At 74.0% G+C, this 17841-nt stretch carries 15 protein-coding genes; 8 read left to right on the top strand and 7 right to left on the bottom strand.

Annotation, left to right across the window (positions count from 1 at the left end):
• Positions 1 to 14: 14 nt before the first annotated feature.
• Entirely contained in the window at positions 15 to 797 is a 783-nt protein-coding gene (locus JEK78_RS06090) for a spermidine synthase (protein WP_242483283.1), read from the bottom strand.
• A gap of 219 nt (positions 798 to 1016) precedes the next feature.
• Between JEK78_RS06090 and lon the strand changes: the two genes are divergently transcribed.
• Together lon and JEK78_RS06080 are read left to right on the top strand one after the other, a co-directional pair.
• Positions 1017 to 3449: an endopeptidase La gene (gene lon / locus JEK78_RS06085; RefSeq protein WP_200263083.1), complete on the top strand. Its 2433-nt coding sequence runs from the start codon at positions 1017 to 1019 to the stop codon at positions 3447 to 3449.
• 250 nt (positions 3450 to 3699) lie between these two features.
• Positions 3700 to 4110: a MarR family transcriptional regulator gene (locus JEK78_RS06080; protein WP_277953072.1), complete on the top strand. Its 411-nt coding sequence runs from the start codon at positions 3700 to 3702 to the stop codon at positions 4108 to 4110.
• Positions 4111 to 4121: 11 nt separating this feature from the next.
• Here the strand turns inward: JEK78_RS06080 and JEK78_RS06075 are convergent, their stop codons facing one another.
• Complete coding sequence (locus JEK78_RS06075; protein WP_200263081.1) at positions 4122 to 4907, bottom strand: protein phosphatase 2C domain-containing protein; 786 nt, start codon at positions 4905 to 4907, stop codon at positions 4122 to 4124.
• Between the two features lie 411 nt (positions 4908 to 5318).
• On the opposite strand from JEK78_RS06075, the gene JEK78_RS06070 reads away from it, so the two are divergent.
• From JEK78_RS06070 to JEK78_RS06050, 5 genes are read left to right on the top strand one after another with little or no spacing between them, the layout of a single operon-like run.
• Entirely contained in the window at positions 5319 to 8471 is a 3153-nt protein-coding gene (locus JEK78_RS06070) for a nitrate- and nitrite sensing domain-containing protein (RefSeq protein ID WP_200263080.1), read from the top strand.
• Positions 8468 to 8971, top strand: a complete 504-nt coding sequence (locus JEK78_RS06065) for a roadblock/LC7 domain-containing protein (protein ID WP_200263079.1) — start codon at positions 8468 to 8470, stop codon at positions 8969 to 8971. Before JEK78_RS06070 ends, JEK78_RS06065 begins: the two co-directional genes overlap by 4 nt.
• Complete coding sequence (locus tag JEK78_RS06060; RefSeq protein WP_200263078.1) at positions 8968 to 9387, top strand: DUF742 domain-containing protein; 420 nt, start codon at positions 8968 to 8970, stop codon at positions 9385 to 9387. The genes JEK78_RS06065 and JEK78_RS06060 overlap by 4 nt, the downstream gene beginning before the upstream one ends.
• Complete coding sequence (locus JEK78_RS06055; protein ID WP_200263077.1) at positions 9368 to 10006, top strand: ATP/GTP-binding protein; 639 nt, start codon at positions 9368 to 9370, stop codon at positions 10004 to 10006. The genes JEK78_RS06060 and JEK78_RS06055 overlap by 20 nt, the downstream gene beginning before the upstream one ends.
• 23 nt (positions 10007 to 10029) lie before the next feature.
• On the top strand, positions 10030 to 11283 hold the full coding sequence (locus tag JEK78_RS06050) for a styrene monooxygenase/indole monooxygenase family protein (protein ID WP_200263076.1): 1254 nt from the start codon (positions 10030 to 10032) through the stop codon (positions 11281 to 11283).
• Here JEK78_RS06050 and JEK78_RS06045 read toward each other — a convergent pair.
• From JEK78_RS06045 to JEK78_RS06035, 3 genes are all read right to left on the bottom strand, one after another.
• Positions 11270 to 12505 (bottom strand): NlpC/P60 family protein, encoded by a 1236-nt coding sequence (locus tag JEK78_RS06045; protein ID WP_200263075.1) that lies wholly within the window; start codon positions 12503 to 12505, stop codon positions 11270 to 11272. The genes JEK78_RS06050 and JEK78_RS06045 overlap by 14 nt on opposite strands.
• Positions 12506 to 12608: 103 nt before the next feature.
• Positions 12609 to 12920 carry a hypothetical protein gene (locus JEK78_RS06040; RefSeq protein WP_242483282.1) on the bottom strand — a complete coding sequence of 104 codons (312 nt, stop codon included), beginning with the start codon at positions 12918 to 12920 and terminating at the stop codon, positions 12609 to 12611.
• Positions 12921 to 12941: 21 nt separating this feature from the next.
• Positions 12942 to 13604, bottom strand: a complete 663-nt coding sequence (locus JEK78_RS06035; RefSeq protein WP_200263073.1) for a TetR/AcrR family transcriptional regulator — start codon at positions 13602 to 13604, stop codon at positions 12942 to 12944.
• Between the two features lie 191 nt (positions 13605 to 13795).
• Between JEK78_RS06035 and JEK78_RS06030 the strand changes: the two genes are divergently transcribed.
• Positions 13796 to 14914, top strand: coding sequence for a ferritin-like domain-containing protein (locus JEK78_RS06030; protein ID WP_200263072.1), 1119 nt, complete (start codon positions 13796 to 13798; stop codon positions 14912 to 14914).
• Between the two features lie 67 nt (positions 14915 to 14981).
• Here JEK78_RS06030 and JEK78_RS06025 read toward each other — a convergent pair whose 3' ends face one another.
• Together JEK78_RS06025 and JEK78_RS06020 are read right to left on the bottom strand one after the other, a co-directional pair.
• The gene (locus tag JEK78_RS06025; protein WP_200263071.1) at positions 14982 to 16448 is read right to left on the bottom strand and encodes a penicillin-binding transpeptidase domain-containing protein; all 1467 of its coding nucleotides are present in this window, start codon (positions 16446 to 16448) and stop codon (positions 14982 to 14984) included.
• Positions 16445 to 17806 carry an FtsW/RodA/SpoVE family cell cycle protein gene (locus tag JEK78_RS06020; protein ID WP_200263070.1) on the bottom strand — a complete coding sequence of 454 codons (1362 nt, stop codon included), beginning with the start codon at positions 17804 to 17806 and terminating at the stop codon, positions 16445 to 16447. Before JEK78_RS06020 ends, JEK78_RS06025 begins: the two co-directional genes overlap by 4 nt.
• Positions 17807 to 17841: the final 35 nt, after the last annotated feature.

The following is a 17841-nucleotide window of genomic DNA, read 5'->3' as shown; positions in this document are numbered from 1 at the left end:
GCCCCTGAGTGTGCTTACCGGAATCCGTGGGGTGATCCCTCGTCCGCGCAGGACTGCGCCCGACGCCGGAAGGACGGCGTCCGGTCAGCAGAGTACGGGGAGTGACCACGGCCCCGCCATACCGGTTGGAGGCCGAGGTGGACGACGTCGGGAACGCCCCGGTCCACGGCGATCTCCTCGGAGTGGACCCCTTCGAACCCGGCCTCGCGCAGGGCGTCCTCGAAGGTCGGGGAGGGGCGCGCGGACCAGACCGCGAGGACGCCGCCGGGGCGCAGGCGGCGGGCGCAGGCGCGGAGCCCCTCGGGCGCGTAAAGCGTCCGGTTGCTCTCGGTGACCGTCCACCCGGGACCGTTGTCGATGTCGAGGCAGAGCGCGTCGTAGGTGTCGGGGGTGTCGCGGAGGTGGTCCGTCAGGTCCGCCCGGACGAGTTCGGTGCGCGGGTCGGCGAAGGCGTCCCGGGTCAGCGGAGCCAGCGGCCCCTCACGGTGCCACGCGACGACGGCGGGTTCGCGCTCGACGACGGTGATCCTTCCCCACCGAGGGTCGGCGGAGGCGTGGGCCAGGGAGAAGCCGACCCCCAGTCCCCCCAGGAGCAGCCGGGGCGTGGTTCGGGCGGGATCGAGCGCGGCCAGCGCCGCGTCCACCAGGAGGCGTTCGGACCGGCCGTCGGAGGTGTCCATCAGGAAGGAGCCGTTGGCGATGATCTGCAGCAGCGCGCCGTGTCGGCGCAGGGCCACCTCGCCGTACGGGCCGACGCGGCGGTCCAGGACCTCTGGGGAGCCGTCGACATGTGTCATCGGCTCATCGTGGCAGCCGGTTCCGCCTTCCGTCGCGGGGTTTTCGACCCCGGACGCAGCCCCCCAGGTGAGGTGGGGACATCCGACCCGATCGAGTGAGCGAGGGCTCGCCGCGGGGACCTCCGATCGCCCACGGCGAACGGGAACGGGCCGGGGAACAAACGCGCCGCGCTTCGCATTGAGCCCAGGTAACTCAACTTGACTGCCGAAGGGGAGATCATGGCTGCTGAGTCCGCGGAGATCACACCGCTCACCCTGCCCGTGCTGCCGATCGACGACGACGTCGTGCTGCCCGGGATGGTGGTCCCGCTCGACCTGAACGACGCCGAGGTGCGGGCCGCGGTGGAGGCCGCGCGGGCCGCGGCGCGGGCGGGGACGGGCAAGCCCAGGCTGCTGCTGGTCCCACGCCTGGACGGGACCTACGCGAGGACCGGCGTGCTGGGCACGGTGGAGCAGGTCGGCCGACTGGCCGACGGCGACCCCGGGGCCCTGGTACGGGGTCGATCGCGGGTGCGCATCGGCGCCGGCACGACCGGGCCCGGGGCGGCGCTCTGGGTCGAGGGAACGCCGACGGCCGACGGCGTCCCCGATTCGCCGCCCGGCCAGGTCGCCGAGCTGATGAGGGAATACAAGGCCCTCGTCACCTCCTGGTTGCGCGAGCGGGGCGCCTGGCAGGTCGTCGACCGGGTCCAGGCCATCGACGACGTCTCCGCCCTCGCCGACAACTCGGGCTACTCGCCTTTCCTGACGACCGAGCAGAAGGTCGAGTTGCTGGAGACGACCGATCCGGTGGCCCGACTGCGGCTGGCCACCCGCCGGCTCCGCGACCACCTCGCCGAACAGGACGTGGCCCGGACCATCGCGAAGGACGTACAGGAGGGCGTCGACCGTCAGCAGCGGGAGTTCCTGCTCCGTCGCCAGCTGGAGGCGGTGCGCAAGGAGCTGCGGGAGCTGAACGGCCAGGACGGCAAGGACCCCGAGGAGGAGAGCGACGACTACCGGGCCCGCGTGGACGCCGCCGACCTGCCCGAGAACGTCAGGCAGGCCGCGCTGAAGGAGGTCGACAAGCTGGAGCGGGCCTCCGACGCCTCGCCGGAGGGCTCCTGGATCCGCACATGGCTCGACACCGTCCTCGAACTCCCCTGGAACGAGCGCACCGAGGACGCCTACGACATCCGGGGCGCCAAGGCGGTCCTGGACGCGGAACACGCCGGACTGGACGACGTCAAGGAGCGGATCACCGAATATCTGGCCGTACGCAAGCGGCGGGTCGACCGGGGGCTGGGCGTCGTCGGCGGCCGACGCGGCGGCGCGGTCCTGGCCCTGGTCGGCCCTCCGGGGGTCGGCAAGACCAGCCTCGGGGCCTCGGTCGCGCACGCCATGGGACGCGAGTTCGTCCGGGTCGCCCTCGGCGGCGTCCGGGACGAGGCGGAGATCCGGGGCCACCGCCGCACCTACGTGGGCGCGTTGCCCGGCCGCATCGTACGGGCGATCAAGGAAGCCGGTTCGATGAACCCGGTGGTGCTGCTCGACGAGATCGACAAGGTCGGCTCCGACTTCCGGGGCGACCCGGCCGCCGCGCTCCTGGAGGTCCTGGACCCGGCCCAGAACCACACCTTCCGGGACCACTACCTGGAGGTGGAGCTGGACCTGTCCGACGTGGTCTTCCTCGCCACCGCCAACGTCCTGGAGGCCATCCCCGAGGCCCTGCTCGACCGCATGGAGCTGGTCCGCCTAGACGGGTACACCGAGGACGAGAAGGTGGTCATCGCCCGCGACCACCTGGTGCCCCGGCAGATGGAACGCGCGGGCCTGGCACCGGATGAGGTCGTCGTCGGCGAGGACGCCCTGCGCGCCCTCGCCGGCGAGTACACCCGCGAGGCGGGCGTCCGCAACCTGGAGCGGGCCGCGGCGCGGTTGCTGCGGAAGATCGCGGCGCTGCACGAGCTGGGCGAGCGGGAACTGCCGTTCACCGTCACCCGGGGCGACCTACGGGGCCTGATCGGCCGGCCGCACCACACCCCCGAGTCCGCCCAGGACCCCGCCGAGCGCCGCACCTCGGTGCCCGGTGTGGCCACCGGTCTCGCCGTGACCGGGGCCGGCGGGGACGTGCTCTACGTCGAGGCCTCCCTCGCCGACCCGGAGACGGGGGCGGCCGGTCTCACCCTGACCGGCCAGCTCGGCGACGTGATGCAGGAGTCGGCGCGGATCGCCCTCGGCTTCCTGCGCTCCCACGGGGCGGAGCTGGAGTTGCCGGTGACCGGGTTGAAGGAGCGTGCCGTGCACATCCACTTCCCGGCGGGCGCGGTGCCCAAGGACGGCCCGAGCGCGGGCGTCACCATGACGACCGCCCTCGCCTCGCTGCTGTCCGGGCGACCGGTCCGGCCGGACGTGGCGATGACGGGTGAGGTCTCGCTGACCGGGCGAGTGCTGCCGATCGGCGGGGTGAAGCAGAAGCTGCTGGCCGCGCACCGGGCGGGGATCACCACGGTGATCATCCCCAAGCGCAACGAACCCGACCTCGACGACGTGCCGGTCGAGGTCCTCCGGGCGCTGGAAGTCCACACGGTGTCCGACGTCCGACAGGTCCTGGAGCTGGCGCTGGCGCCGGCGACCGAGTCGGCCGACCCCCGGGTCCCGGTGGCCGCCTGACACCGGGGCGGCCGGACCCCGGACCTCGGGGGACCGGCCGCCCCGGTCCGTTCGCCGACCTCCGACGACCTGCGGAATACTTGCCCCGCCCGCGCGCCGGCCACGGCGGCGGGCTCCTCTGACCGGGAACCTTCAGACAGGGGCTGACGTGTGTGAACGCGGGAACGACGGGGGAACGCGAGCAGGAAACGGGGTCACCCCTCCGGGTGAGGGTCTCGGGCCCGAGGCGGACCGGCCGCAGTTCCTCGCCCTGGAACGCGAGCTGACGGTGCTGTTCCGGCGCGCGCGGGCCGGCCAGGCGGAGATGGCCCGAGAGGTGCACCCGGACCTGGAGTCGGCCGCCTACGGGCTGCTGGTCCGGTTGGGGGAGCGCGGTCCCCAACGGGCCACGGACCTGGCCGGCTACATCGGGGTGGGCAAGGCCACCATGTCCCGTCAGCTCCGCGCCCTGGAGGGGCTCGGACTCGTCGCCCGTGAGCGGGATCCGGCGGACGGCCGCGCCTGGCTGGTCACCTTGACCGCCGAGGGACGCGACCGGGTCGGTCGGGTCCGCGAGGCGCGCCGGGCGGGATACGCGCGGAGGCTCGCCGACTGGGAACCGACGGCGGTGGAGGAACTGGCCCGGCTGCTGCGCGAGCTCAACCGCGGCCTGGAGCGGTGATCCGGCGCCCGTCACACCTCGGCGTACACCACGGTCGCGTCGTCGTGAGTCTTGCCGGGCCCGGGCGCGCCACGCGACGCGGCGGCGCGTTCCAGGTCCCGAACCCGGTCCACCAGCGCCCGCGCTCCCTCGCTCCGCACCAGGCCCGGACACGCGGCCCAGCTCCCCTCGCCGAAGACCTCCACGAGGCGCGCCGCGCCGTCCGTCAGCGCGGTCAGCGAGCGCACCTCGCGTCGGGGCAGGGCGCCGGTGACGGCCCGGGAGGCCACCCCCGGGTCCGCGGCGGCGGTGAAGAAGCCTCCCTCGCGGTTGCGCAGTCGTGTGTCGATCTCCTCCTCGGTGGTGCGGGCGGTGATTCCCGACCTGGCGAGCCGGTCGTCGCGGACGGTCGTCACGGTGCCGTCCGGGGCCTCGACGAGCAGGACGGAGTCGCAGAGGACCAGGTACTCGACCGTCTCCCGGGACCAGCGGGCGCAGACCACCGTGGCCTGTGGGGTGCGTGCGTGAGAAAGGTCACAAGTGTCCGCGTGGGCCGCGGCGGTGCGGGCGACGGCGTGGGAGAGCGCCTCGCCCAGGGGGGCGTCGGCGAGCGAGAGGGCCAGCTCGGTGAGCGCGCCCCCCAGGCGCGCGGTGAACCAGGGGACGGAATGCAGACACCCGGTGTCGCCCGCCGGCGCGGTCACCCCGTCCAGGACGACCAGTGTCCCGCCGTGTCCGGCGCCGGGAAGGGTGATGCTCGCGAAGTCCTCGTCGGGTCGCTCGGGGTGTCCCGGGCGCGAGATGAGTTCCGTACGCATCGCGCCAGTCTGCACGAGTCGCGCACACGTGCCCCCGACGCCCGGCGAACGGCGCGCACCTCCCCGGGAAACCGGTGGACGATCGCCGGGTTTCCGGCGGAATGAGCCACTCCGGGGGCGTGGGGCGGGGCATCTTCCCACCGTCCGCCCCGGACGTCCAACCGGCGCGCTCGCCGGGCCGCGCGCACGCGCCAGGGGAACTTGCCCACCAACTCCCCTCCGGGGTTCACTCCTTCGGGTGGCGGGCGAGGTGATGCGCCTGCACCGCCGACCGGCGCTGGGAGGGTCGGGGACCGGTGGGGGCCGGCCCGGATCCGGCCGAGTGCCCGGGGCGTGTGCGCACACCGACCGGTCCGTTGACGGAGCGCCATCCGGGCCCACGGGTACACGAGTTCAAGAATGCGAGCACCGGTGCAGAAGACGCGGCCTCGTCGCACAGGCAAGCAGAAGGCCCCCGCGGGGGACGTCGGACCCACCCCAGGCACCACGGACGCCACCGGCCCCGGCGGTCCCTCGGGGCGCTCCGAGACCCCGGTCGGCAAGGGTCGGCCCACCCGGGTCCGCAACCGTCTCCTCGTCGCCGTGGCCGTGGTGGCCGCGACCGTCGCCGCGGCCGGGGCCCCCTCGGTGGTCGCCGCCTCGGGGCGGTTGCACGACTCCCAGGAGCTGGTCGTCCTCGCCGGCCGTACCCAGGACGCGCTGACCCTGGCGCACGCGCTGGCCGACGAGCGCGACCAGGTGACCCCCTATGTGTCGGCCGGTCGTCCCGAGTCGATGGCGCCCTCCGAGCAGCACAGCGACCGGGTGGACCGTCAGGTCGAGGAGTTCCGTCGGGACGCCGGGGTCCCGTCCTCGCTCCGCTCGGACCTGGACGGCATCGCCGCCGTGCGTCGTGCCGCCCTCACCGGAGAGAGCACCGCCCTGGAGGCGCACCGCGCCTACTCCGAGACGGTCGCCGGTCTCCACGCCCTCGCCGACCGGCTGGCCGAGGAGATGACCCCGCGCGCCGGAGGGGGCGCGCACGCCCTCGCCGAGCTGGACACCGCGGTACAGCAGGCCGCCGCCACCCGGGGTCTGCTGCTGGCCGCCCTGAGCGTGCCGACCGCCACGGAGACCGTTCTCGATCCCGTCACCGGGCTGCCGGTCGAGATCACCACGTCCTCCGAGGCGGACGGCGAGCTGCGCGACGCGCTCACCGCCGCCGCGCAGCGGGCCCGGGTCCGCTCGGACGCGGCACTGGAGGGCTTCCTCGACGGTGCCACCGGGGAGGCCCGGGACGGATACACCGCGACCGTCGCCGGCCCCGAGATCGACGAGGCGGAGGAGCGGCTCGCGAGGCTGACCGACGCCCCCACCCTCGCCGACGACGAACTCGACACCGCGACGCGCGAGCTGGAGGGCGCGCTGACCGCCCGTCTGGACGCGATGCGAGGAGCGGAGTCCGCCCTGTTCGAGCGCCGGACGGCCGCCCTGGAGGAGCTGCGCGACGACGACGTCACCGCGCTGGAGCTGCACGCCGCCGCCCTCGGCGTGCTGGTGCTGGTGGCGGTCGGGGTCACCGCGGCGATGGCCCGGACCCTCACCCGACCGCTCGCGGTGCTCCGCCGGGGCTCCGCCCGGCTGGCCGAGGCCGAGAACCCGGTGGCGGAGGAGCCGGTCTCCTTCACCGGCCGCGACGACGAGTTCGCCCGGACGATCCGGTCCGTCAACTCCTTGCACGCCCGCACGGTGGCGCTGGCCGAGCGGATCGGCACCCTGGAGTCGGACCGCAAGCACCTGGTGGCGCAGCGGCAGCGGATGGCCGACGCCCGGGAGGAGCTGCGCGACGAGCTCGACGCCGCCACCGCCCGACTCCAGGCCCTCCGCAAGAGCATCGGCGGCACTTTCGTCAATCTCTCGTTGCGCACCCTCGGCCTGGTCGAGCGTCAGCTGACGGTCATCGAGGGGCTGGAGGAGCGGGAGCAGGATCCCGAGCGGCTGGCCACGTTGTTCAAGCTCGACCACTTCGCCACGGTGATGCGCCGGCACAGCGAGAACCTGCTCGTGCTCGCCGGGTCCGAGCACGTCCAGCACAGCGCCGCCCCGGTGCCGCTGGTCGACGTGGTCCGGGCGGCGGTGAGCGAGATCGAGCGGTACGAGCGGGTCCGGATCGCCGGGCTGCCGCCCCGCGCGCACGTCGTGGGCTTCGCCGCCGACGACCTCTCCCACCTTCTGGCCGAACTGATGGAGAACGCCACCTCGTTCTCGCCTCCGGACCTGCCGGTGGAGGTCTCGGGCTGGCTGTTGGAGAGCGGCGAGGTGATGCTCTCCGTCCAGGACGGCGGCATCGGCGTCGACGCCGAGCGGCTGGAGCGGCTCAACGCCCGTCTGGCGGAGGTCGACCCGGACGCGCCCTTCGAGCGGGAGGGGGAGCAGGGGCTCGGTCTGGGCCTGTACGTCGTCGCCCGCCTCGCCCACCGACACGGCGCGCGGGTGCGCCTGCGCAGGGAGAAGCAGGGCGGGGCGACGGCGGTGGTGGTCCTGCCGACCTCCCTCCTCGCCCCCGAGCCGGCCATGGCCGAGGTCTCGCCTCCCGCGGCTTCCGAGGACGAGGGCACAGTCGTCCTCTCGGGCTCCGAGCCCGGAACCTCCGTGCTGCCGGGTCGGGGCGACGACGCCGACCCGGTGGTGGAGGCGGCGGAGCGGGCGCTGCGCCGCGCGGAGGAGGCCGAGAGGACCGGCGGGACGACCGGTGACTCGGTGACGGCCCGCCGGGCTCCCTCCGACCCGTCCGAGCGATCCGGCGAGGGCGACGTGGGCGAGGCGCCGGCCGCGACACGAAGCACCGCCGGGCCCGCCCCGGCACGGCGACCCGACGGCGAGGGCGAGCCCGCTGGGCCCGGCAAGGACCGGGCCTCCGACGACGACCTCGGGCCCGAGGTCGTACACGAGCCCGGCGGAGCGCCCGAGCCCGAGGAGGAGCGCGAGACCGCCGCGGCGAGCCCGGCCGCCGGGCCCGACCCGGAGGAGGCCGACCATCCGGCGTGGGCCCCCGACGCGGTCGGGCCGGCCGACCCGGGCGAGGTGCGCACCCGAGCGGTGGAGTCGGCGCCCACGGCCGCCGCTCCGAGCCCCGGGGAGGGGCTGTCGGAGACCACGATGGAGCTGCTCGTCCCGAACCCCGCCTCGGAGACCGCCCCGCCGGCCGCCGAAGTGGTCTCCCCCCGGAACCCGCGGTCGCCGGCGGGAGGACTGCCCCGTCCCGACGAACCCGCCCGGCCGGCCGACCCCGAGCCGGAACCCGCCCACGACCGGGCACCGGACCGGGAGTCCGACCCGGGGGACGGGCGGATCACCGGCAAGGGGCTGCCCAAGCGGACCCCGAAGGTCAGAGCGCCCGCACCGACCACCCGCGCGCGCACCGCCTCGGTCGACGCCGAGGAACTGCGGCGCCGTCTGGGCGGCTTCCACCGGGGGGCGGAAGCCGGTCGCCGTGACGTGGCCGAGGAGATCGCCGCGACGGGGACGCGGGAGGGCACGACCGAGGAAGCAACGGGGGGCACTGTCGAGGAGGAACGCCGTTGACCGCGTCCAGTACCTTCGGACTGAGCCGTGAGGCCCGCAATCTCCACTGGCTGTTGACCAACCTGGTGGAGGAGGTGCCCGGCATCCTGTCGGTCGCCGTGGTCTCCTCCGACGGACTGCTGCTCCTCTCCTCCGACCCGGAGCACAACGAGTCCGCCCGCGACGCGGGCGAGGAGTCCGGGACCGGTCCGCGCGGCTCGTCCGCCGACCTCGCCACCGTGGTCTCGGGCATCGGCAGCCTCACCGTGGGTGCCGCCGGGCTGATGGAGTTCGGCGTCGTCAAGCACACCATGGTCGCCATGGAGGACGGCAGCCTCTTCGTGATGTCGATCAGCGACGGCTCGCTGCTCGGCGTGCACGGTTCGGGGGACTGCGACATGAGCGTCGTCGCCTACCACATGGCCCTGTTCGTCGGACGCGCCGGCCACGTCCTGACCCCGGAGCTCCGCGGCGAACTGCGCCAGTCCCTGGAGTCCCGGCCCGGGGGGAGCCCCCGATGACCGCTACCCCTCGCGAGGACCTCCCGGTGCGCGGCGGCGACCGCAAACCGGCCCGGGTGCGCCCCTACTCGCTGACCGGTGGTCGGACCCGCTTCGGTCATGTTCTCCTCGTGGAGACGTTCGTGGCGGCCACGCCGGCGCTCGAAGGCCCCGAGGAACGCCGGGAGCTGACCGGCGCGCCGGCGGGCCGGGTGATGCCCGAGATGGCGGCGATCGTCGAGTTGTGCCGGCGGATGCGCACGGTCGCGGAGATCTCCGCGCTGCTCAGGATGCCCCTCGGTGTGGTCAGGGTGCTCCTGAGCGACCTCGCCGACCAGGGAAGGATCCGAGTCCACGGAACGGGAACCGGCCACGGGGCGGGCCGTCCGGACCGGGCTCTGTTGGAAAGGGTGATGAGTGGACTCCGTCGTCTCTGACGCCGCCCCCGGCGTTTTCGCGTCCGCGGAGGCGGACGAGCCGTCACAGCCGTGGCAGGCGAACCCCACCCGTGCCCCGGTCGCGACCAAGATCGTGGTGGCGGGCGGGTTCGGCGTCGGCAAGACCACGCTGGTCAGGTCGGTCTCGGAGATCACTCCGCTGAGGACCGAGGCGTTGATGACCGAGGCCGGCGAGGACACCGACGACCTCTCCGCCACCCCGGAGAAGGTCACCACCACCGTGGCCATGGACTTCGGGCGGCTCACCCTCGACGACGACCTCGTCCTCTACCTGTTCGGGACGCCGGGGCAACAGCGGTTCTGGTTCATGTGGGACGACCTGGTCCGGGGGGCGATCGGGGCCGTGGTCATGGCGGACACCCGTCGGCTCCGGGACTGCTTCCCGGCGCTGGACTACTTCGAGAGCTGCGGACTGCCGTACGTGGTCGCGGTGAACCACTTCGAGGGCAGCGAGCGCTACGAGCCGGAGGACGTGCGGGAGGCGCTGTCGGTACCCTCGCGCGTACCTGTGATGATCATGGACGCGCGTCGCCGGATCTCCGTGATCGAGACCCTGCTGACGCTCGTCGGCCACGCGTTCGACGAGACACCCGAGTAGCCCCACCTAGGAGTCAGCCCCGCATGCGGAAGATACTCGTCGTCGGAGCCGGTCAGTCCGGCCTCCAACTCGCCCTCGGCCTGCGGTCGCACGGGTACGAGGTCACCCTGATGTCCGACCGGACCGCGGAGGAGATCCGCACCGGCCGGGTCATGTCCACCCAGTGCATGTTCGACCGGGCGCTCCAGCACGAGCGTGACCTCGGACTGAACTTCTGGGAGTCCCGGGCACCGCGGATCGACGGTCTCGGCGTCTCGATCGCCGTCCCCGGCTCCCACGACCCCGGGCCCACCGGGCGCGCCGTGGACTGGCTGGGCAGGCTCGACGGGCACGCCCAGTCCGTGGACCAGCGGGTGAAGATGTCCGGTTGGATGGAGACCTTCGTCGAGCGCGGCGGCCAACTCGTCGTCCACGGCGCCGCCGTCGGAGACCTCGACTACTTCGCGCGCGCCTACGACCTGGTCCTGATCGCCGCCGGCAAGGGCGAGCTGGTCCGGATGTTCGACCGGGACGCGGCCCGGTCCCCCTACGCCCGGCCCCAGCGTGCGCTCGCCGTCGCCTACGTGCACGGTCTCGGGCCGCGCCCGGAACACCCGGACCTCGACGCGGTCCGGTGCAACCTGGTGCCCGGCGTGGGCGAGATGTTCGTGATGCCCACGCTCACCACCTCCGGCCGGGCCGACATCCTCTTCTGGGAAGGCGTCCCGGGCGGTCCGCTCGACGTGTTCACGGGTGTCAAGGACCCCGCCGCGCACCTCGCCCTGACCCTGGAACTCATGGAGCGGTTCCTCCCCTGGGAGTACGCGCGGGCCACCAAGGTGGAGCTGACCGACGCGGGCGGAACCCTGTCCGGCCGCTACGCCCCCACCGTGCGCCATCCGGTCGGACGGCTCCCCGGCGGGGGCCTGGTACTGGGCGTCGCCGACGTGGTCGTCGCCAACGACCCGCTCACCGGACAGGGCGCCAATTCGGCCGCGAAATGCGCCGCCACCTACCTGGCGTCCATCCTCGAACAGGGCGACCGGCCCTTCGACGAGGCCTGGATGCGCCGGACCTTCGACCGGTACTGGGAGACCGCTCGACACGTCACCAAGTGGACGAACGCCATGCTCGCCCCGCCGCCCGAGCACGTCATGCGCCTCCTCGGCGCGGCCGGGGAACTCCAGCCGGTCGCGGACCGGTTCGCCAACGCCTTCAGCGACCCCGCCGACCTGGAACACTTCTTCTTCGAGCCCGAGCTGACCGACGCCTACCTGGCCTCGGTCAGCCGGAGCTGACCGCACCCGCGTCCCCGCGCGACCCCGGAGGATGTGGCCCGGCGGCGGAGTACGCGACGTGCGAGCCCGGCGCCCTCTCTTCGGGGAGCGCCGGCGGGACGTAGCGGGCCGAGGACCGTCCGCCCGGGTCCGGACGGACCGCGCCGAGGATCGGATTGGCGCCGACGGGGGAGATCCGCACCGTCGATCCGGGGCGGGGAGCGTGCACCACCTCGCCCCCACCCAGATAGAGCGCCACGTGTGTGGCCCGAGGGAAGTACACCACCAGGTCGCCGGGGCGCAGCCGGTCCAAGGGCACCCGCTCCAGCTCCGCCCATTGGGCCTGACTGGTGCGCGGAATCACCGTCCCCGCCCGCTCCCAGGCCCGGTGGGTGAGTCCGGAGCAGTCGAACCGGGCGGGCCCATCGGCGCCCCACTCGTAGGGCTTGCCGAGCTGTTCCACCGCGAACCGCAGCGCGCGCTCCCCCGCGACGGAGGGCGGGGACTCTTTCGTGCCCGAGGAGCCCGAGGCCGCGACCGGCCGACGCGCCCGCGCGACGCCGTCGCGCCCGGCGAGGTTCGAGGCGTCGCCGGGCGTCGGGGCGAGCGCGGCGAGCGCCTCCTCCACGGCGTCGAGCCGGAGCCGCGCGGCATCCCGTTCCCGCTCCGCGCGCTCGGCGAGGGTGAGCCGCCGGTCCAGGGCCTCCCGGGCCTGGCCGGCCAGGTCGGCGGCCCGCCGCTCGGCGACGCCCAGCCGACGGACCGTCGCCGCCCGTTCCCGGGCCATCCGCTCGATCATCCGGCCCTGTTCGAGGACGTGCCGAGGGTCGCGTGCCAGGAGCAACCCGAGATACGGCGACAGCCCGGACCGGCTCTGGTACTGCTGCCTGGCCAGTCGGCCGGCCGCCTCGCGGCTGTCGACCAGCGCCAGTCGGGCCCGTGCCAGCTCGTCGTCGAGACGCCTGGCCCGGGCGCGCTCCCGCCCCAGCGCCTCCTCGGTGGCCCGGTGACGGGTCGTGGCCTCCCGGGCCTCCCGGTGGAGTCTCCGCAGCTCCGCCAGCGCGGTACCCAGGGCCGGCGCGCCCGTGTCGGGGGCGGCGGACGTCCCGTGTCCACCCGCCGCGCTCCCGACGCCGGTTCCCGGGGCGTCCGCCGCGAACGCCGGCGGTGCCGGCAGGGGCGCCAGTGCCATTCCGGCCACCAACGCCGCCGTCCGGAGCAGGGACAGGGATCTCGCCGACACGACACCGCACCTCCTCGGCGGGGCGGCGGGCCCGCTCCGCAGGGCGAGCATCGGGCGGCCCGGGGCGCCCCGCGCGCCGGGTACGCGGTTCGGCGCAACCCGGTCACCCTCGGGCGTCGCCGGCCCCGCCCGTTCCTTCGCCACCCTCCGTCGGGCGCGGCTTCGACCACGGCCATCGCGGCCGGTTCCGGGGCGCGCCCTCGGGGGCGTAGGCGTACTTCCAACGGGCCGCGCCCAGTACGCGGCGGGGGTCCCGGGGCACCCTGCGGTACACCAGCACGGTGGCCGGCCCGCCGGCCGGGTCCGGCACCGGGATGCGGTAGACCTTCGGCGGGTGACCGGTCATCCCCACCAGCACGGGGAGGACCCGGCCGTCCATCGGCCCGCCCTCGAAGGGGGTGTCTTCGCTTCTCACGGAATCAGTGTCGGGCATGCGTCATGCGTCCCGGGCCTCCGCCGCCAGCATCTCGGTGAGGGCCGCGGTGCGCGCGTCGCGGCGCGCCGTGACCGTCAGCGCCGCCAGGAACTGTTCCACCAGCCAGTCCCGCACCTCGGCGGCCGGCGGGCGCTTGCCCTCGTCCAGCCAGATAAGCGAGGCGGCCTCCACCGTCGTCAGCCACAACCGGACCGTCGTCCGCAGTCGGGGGCCGGCCTGGGCCACCTCCAGCAGGGTCAGGACGTGCTCGGCCGCCGCCCTGCGCACCCCGTCCACGATGGCGCAGGTCCGGGAGGTCGCCGCCACGCTGCCGCCTCGCAGCAGGGCGCTGAAGCCGGCGTCGTTGCGGTCGACGAACGCCAGATAGCGGTCCAGGGCCCGCCCGAGCCTGGCGGCCGGCGGCCCCTGCCCGGGCCCGTCGAAGCACAGTCCCAGCTCGTCCGCCGCCGAGCGCAGCGCCGCCTCGTACAGCTGTTGCTTGCCGCCGGGGAAGTACCGGTACACCAGTGGCCGGGACACCCCGGCGCGTCGTGCCACGTCGTCCAGCGAGACGTCCTCCGGTGGGTGGCGGGCGAAGAGAGCGAGGGCGGCGTCGAGGAGCTGCCCGCGACGCGCCTCCACGCCGAGCCGTCGGTAGGAGGGGGTGGCGGCCTGCGGGGTCATCGCTTCCTACCTCTCTCGGCGGGCCGCGGCGGGCCACGGCGGTGTCCCTCGCCGCCCGGGAGGGCGGATGCCAGGGGCGCAGCGTAACGCCCGACGTGGCGGTTCCGGACGGGGGCCTCGGGCGCCGTGCCACGTGCCGGATCGGGCTCGCCTTGTTGACACCTCGTCTACTACGTGTGAGCCTGCCGGACATGCCGAGCTTCGACCAGTACGTCACCGACCCCGGGGAACGCCACTGGGCCGTCCCCGCCACCGGCGCCGCCCGCTTCGGCTGGGAGTACGACGACGGCCGTGAGCGCCTCCTCGCCCTCTACCAGAGAGGCAAGGACAAGCAGTGGGACGGCAGCACCCGCATCGACTGGGACCAGCCGGTGGACCCCGGCGACCCTCTGGGCACCCCCGACGAGTCGATGGCCCTGTACGGCACGCGGTACTGGGCCGCCATGTCCGACCGGAACAGGGCCGAGTTGCGCCGGCACACCGTCTCCTGGCAGTTCAGCCAGTTCCTCCACGGTGAGCAGGGCGCGATGGTGTGCGCCGCCCGCATCGTGGAGTCGGTCCCCGATCTGGACGCCAAGTTCTATTCCGCGACCCAGGTGATGGACGAGGCCCGGCACGCCGAGATCTACGGTCGTTTCCTGCGCGACAAGATCGGCATGCTCTACCCGATCGACGACAACCTGCGCTCCCTGCTCGGCGACACGTTGCGGGACAGCCGGTGGGACATGCCCTACCTCGGCATGCAGGTGCTGATCGAGGGTCTGGCGCTGGCCGCCTTCGGCATGATCCGGGACACGACGACCCGACCGCTGCCCCGGCAGATCCTGGCCTACGTCATGCAGGACGAGGCCCGCCACGTGGCCTTCGGTCGGATGGCCCTGCGCGACTACTACCGACAGCTCACCGACGCGGAGTTGCGCGAGCGCGAGGAGTTCGTGATCGAGGGCTGCCACCTGATGCGCGACCGGTTGCGCGGGGTGGAGGTCCTGGAGAACTTCGGCATCCCCCGGGCCGAGGCGGAGCGGCTCACCGAGGCGTCCGCCCCCCTCGCCCTCTTCCGCAGGTTGCTGTTCAGCCGGATCGTCCCCTGCGTCAAGGACATCGGCCTGTGGGGGAAGCGGCTGCAACAGGCCTATCTCGACATGGGGGTCTTCGACCTCGGCGACGCCAATCTGGATCTGCTGATGACCCAGGACGAGGAGATCGCGGAGCGGCTCGACGCGGAGCGGTTCGCCGAGGAGGAGCGGGCCCGGGTGACGGAGGTGGCCGAGGCCGTCCGGGCCGGCGCCTCGGAGAAGCGCGACGGTTGACCCGGCTCCGCGCGATCCGGACGTCGTGCCACGCGTGGCGCCGGGGCTCGGTGGCGGGCCGGTGCGGTCACCACCGGCTCCCGTCGGAGAGTACGGCCGCCATCACGGCGCGGGCGATCGGCGCGGCCACCCCGCCGCCGCTGACGTGCGCCCGGTCCGCGGCGTCCTCCACGACCACCGCCACGGCCACCCGGGGCTCGACCTCCGCCTCGCCCCGCGCCCAGGAGACGAACCACGCGTAGGGCGTCTCGGAGTTGCCGACGCCGTGCTGGGCGGTGCCGGTCTTGCCGCCCACCACGGCGCCGGGGATCGCCGCGTTGCCTCCGGTCCCGCTGTCCACCACGTCTCTCATCAAGGAGGCCAGCCGAGCCGCCGTCGAGGGGCGCAACGCCTGTCGCACCGGCCGCGATCCGGCGGTGGCGACGACGACGCCACTCGCCCGCGTGGTCCGTTCCACCAGGTAGGGCGGGTGCACCTGGCCCCCGTTGGCGACGGCCCCGGCGACCACCGCCATCTGCAGGGGCGTGGCCCGCGTGTTGTACTGGCCGATCGCCGACAGGGCGAGCTGAGCGTCGTCGACGGAGGTGTCGAAGGTGCTGCGGGCGACCGGGAAGGGCACGCGCAGCCCGTCGTCGTTGAACCCCAGGGCCCTCGCGGTCGCCGCCAGGCCGTGGACCCCGACGGCCACGCCCAGCCTCGCGAAGACCGTGTTGCAGGACCATTCGAACGCCTCGCGCAGCGAGGCGTTCGCGCAGCCGGCGACGGCGTTGGTCAGCCGGGTGCGGGTGCCCGGCAGGGTGTACGGGTCGGGGGAGCCGGTGGGGGCGTCCAGGTCGCGGACCACGCCGGTCTCCAGGGCCGCCGCCGCGGTGACGACCTTGAAGGTCGACCCCGGTGGGTAGGTCCGGCTCACCGCCCGGTTGAGCATGGGGCGGTCGGGGTCCGTGTTCAGCCGGCGCCAGGCGCGGCCCACCGAAGCGCCGTTGCCCGAGAGGTCGCCCGGTTCGTACGACGGTGTGGAGACCAGGGCCAGGACGCGTCCCGTCCCCGGTTCCACCGCGGCGACCGCGCCCTTGCGGCCCGCCAGCCCCTCGTACGCGGCGCGTTGGGCCTCCGGGTCGATCGTCGTGACGACATCGCCTCCGGGGTTCCGGCCGCCCGTGACGTCGTTCCACAGCGGCAGCGGCGCCAACAGCGGATCCGAGCCCGACAGCACGCCGTCCTCGGCGTGCTCCAGCAGCGAGGTCCCGTACTCCTGCGAGGCGAATCCGGTGACCGGCGCGTACATCGGACCCTCGCTGTAGGTCCGTTCGAAACGGAGGTGCTCGCCGGTGTCCACGGAGCCGGTGACCGGCACCCCGCCGACCAGGATGTCGCCCCGTGGCTGCTCGTACCGCGCGATGGCGGGGCGACGATTGGCCGGGTTGGCGTCGTACTCGGGACCCCGGACCAACTGCACCCGAGCCGCGTTGACGATCAGCGCGACCAGCAGCAGCAGAGAGAAGATCCGGGCGTGCCGGATGTTCCGGTTCACCCGGCACCCGCCTGGGAGCGGGCCGAGTCGCTGACCCGGATCAGCAGCGCCACGATCACCCAGTTGGTGACGACGGACGAGCCTCCCTGAGCAAGGAAGGGCATCGCCATGCCGGTCAGCGGGATCAGTCCGGTGACGCCTCCGGCGATCACGAACACCTGGAGCGCCAGGATCGAGGACAGGCCGACGGCGAGCAGCCGGCCGAAGGGGTCGGGCAGGGCCAGCCCCGCGCGGTATCCGCGGTCGACCAGCAGCGCGTACAGCAGGAACACGGCCGTCAGTCCGAGGAACCCCAGCTCCTCGCCGGCGGTCGCCAGGACGAAGTCGGACTTCACGGCGAAGCCGATGAGTACGGAGTCCCCCAACCCCAGTCCGGTGCCGGTCAGGCCGCCCGCCGCGAACGCGAACAGGGACTGGGCCAGTTGGTTGGGCCCCGGACCCGCCTCGATGGAGTGGAAGGGGTCGAGCCAGTCCTGGACTCGGGAGTGCACATGGGGCTCAAGCGCCCCCACGGCGAGCGCGCCCAGGGCGGCAAGCACCAACCCCAGCGCGATCCAGCCGGTCCGGCCGGTCGCCACGTACAGCATCACCACGAACAGGCCGAAGAAGAGCAGGGAGGTGCCGAGGTCCCGTTCCAACACCAGCACCCCCACGCTGGCCAGCCAGACGCCGACGATCGGGCCCAGCACCCGGCCGGTCGGCACCCTCGTCCGCCACAGGCGTCGGCCGGAGTGGGCGAGGGCGTCGCGGTTGGCCGCGAGGTAGGCGGCGAAGAACACCGCCAGCAGCACCTTGGCGAACTCGCCCGGCTGGATGGAGAAGTCGCCGAAGCGGATCCAGATCCGGGCGCCGTTGACCGGGGGGAAGAGGATCGGGGCGATGAGCAGCGCCAGGGCCGCAGCCGCGCAGAGGTGGGTGTGGCGCCGGAGGGTGTCGTGGTCCCGCAGCGCCGACACGACCGCGGTGAACAGGACGATGCCCAGCGCCGACCAGACCAGTTGGGTCGGGGCCGCCGCCTCGCCGGGGGTCTCCAGGTCGAGGCGGTAGATCAGGACCAGCCCGAGTCCGTTGAGGAGGACGCCGATCGGGAGCGGCAGCGGATCGGCGTGGGGGGCGCGCAGCCGCACGGCGAGGTGCGCGAGCAGCGCGAGCCCGCCCAGCCCGGCCCCGTAGCCGGCCGCGTCGGGGGGAAGCGTGCCGTGGCGGGCGAGGCCCACCGCGCAGTAGCCGAGGACGGAGACCAGGACGGCCAGCACGATCAGCGCCAGTTCGCTTCCGCGCCGCCGGGGCGGGTCGACCGCGGGGGCGGGAGCGCCCGCCCCCGCGGTCGCGGGAAAGCCGGTCCCGGGCCTTGTCATGGTCCCAGTGGGCCCCGATCGGCGGCCGTCGGTGG

Source organism: Streptomyces sp. HSG2 (genome assembly GCF_016598575.1).
Classification (GTDB): Bacteria; Actinomycetota; Actinomycetes; order Streptomycetales; family Streptomycetaceae; genus Streptomyces.
The sequence above is the reverse complement of the archived record's forward strand: the minus strand, read 5'-3'. Positions and strand labels throughout refer to the sequence as shown.

Coding starts and splice junctions, on each gene's coding strand:
- JEK78_RS06090 (WP_242483283.1), bottom strand. CDS start 797: ATGACACATGTCGACGGCTCCCCAGAGGTCCTGGACCGCCGCGTCGGC.
- lon (WP_200263083.1), top strand. CDS start 1,017: ATGGCTGCTGAGTCCGCGGAGATCACACCGCTCACCCTGCCCGTGCTG.
- JEK78_RS06075 (WP_200263081.1), bottom strand. CDS start 4,907: ATGCGTACGGAACTCATCTCGCGCCCGGGACACCCCGAGCGACCCGAC.
- JEK78_RS06060 (WP_200263078.1), top strand. CDS start 8,968: ATGACCGCTACCCCTCGCGAGGACCTCCCGGTGCGCGGCGGCGACCGC.
- JEK78_RS06050 (WP_200263076.1), top strand. CDS start 10,030: ATGCGGAAGATACTCGTCGTCGGAGCCGGTCAGTCCGGCCTCCAACTC.
- JEK78_RS06035 (WP_200263073.1), bottom strand. CDS start 13,604: ATGACCCCGCAGGCCGCCACCCCCTCCTACCGACGGCTCGGCGTGGAG.
- JEK78_RS06030 (WP_200263072.1), top strand. CDS start 13,796: ATGCCGAGCTTCGACCAGTACGTCACCGACCCCGGGGAACGCCACTGG.
- JEK78_RS06020 (WP_200263070.1), bottom strand. CDS start 17,806: ATGACAAGGCCCGGGACCGGCTTTCCCGCGACCGCGGGGGCGGGCGCT.